Here is an 815-nt window from a genome sequence, read left to right as displayed (position 1 = left end):
CTGATGTATTTTTTACACGAGCAAGGCTTTAATATTATTTTAGCGAATCCTGGTAAAGCTAAAAAGTATGCAGACGCTTTAAACATAATTCATAAAACAGACAAGTCTGATGCAACGATGCTTGCCCATTACGGCTGTGCTAAGCACGCAGTCGTTAATTATTGGCAACCTGATGCATTAGAAATTAGAGAGCTTAAAGCCCTTATTCGTCGTTTAGATGCGCTTGAGAGTAACCGACAACGAGAAGCTAACCGATTAGAAGCAAGTGAATTCAGCAACGTTTCCGCGCGTGTTTGCCAATCGATAAAAGTGACAATCGCGTTTTTAGATGATGAAATTAAACAGCTTAAATCTGACATTGATAACCACATAGATAATGAACCTGATTTAAAAAGAAACAGGAAACTACTTGAGTCTATCCCTGGCATTGGGCCCGTATTATCGAGAGAGCTGACGTATTTATTTGCGGCTAAAAAATTTAATAAAGCCAAAGAAGCGGCGGCTTATTGTGGATTAATTCCACGGCATAATGAATCGGGTAAATTAAAAGGGCGAACATCAATCAGTAAACTCGGGCCAGCCAGAATTCGATGTAAACTTTATATGGCGGCCATTGTTGCAGGGCAATGGAATAAAACAATAAAACGACATAAGTTAACGTTAATAAATAATGGTAAAACACCGATGCAAGCTGTGTGTGCAAATATGCGAAAGCTAATTCATATATGTTTTGGTGTAATAAAAAACCAAGAAGCGTTTAAGCTCCAAGAAAGTTAAATACGACCTTGAAGCTTAAAATGAGAGATGGTATCTAC

Annotated in this window: 1 protein-coding gene; it reads left to right on the top strand. The window is 37.9% G+C overall.

Translation table 11 applies throughout. From position 1 onward, the window contains the following. Positions 1–777: transposase (locus tag GQR56_RS21260; RefSeq protein WP_166115365.1), on the top strand; the 777-nt coding region annotated here is incomplete at its 5' end. Between the last annotated feature and the right edge of the window lie 38 nt (positions 778–815).

Source organism: Pseudoalteromonas sp. Z9A5 (assembly GCF_011378875.1).
In the GTDB taxonomy this organism is placed as follows: domain Bacteria; phylum Pseudomonadota; class Gammaproteobacteria; order Enterobacterales; family Alteromonadaceae; genus Pseudoalteromonas.
The sequence above is the reverse complement of the archived record's forward strand: the minus strand, read 5'-3'. Positions and strand labels throughout refer to the sequence as shown.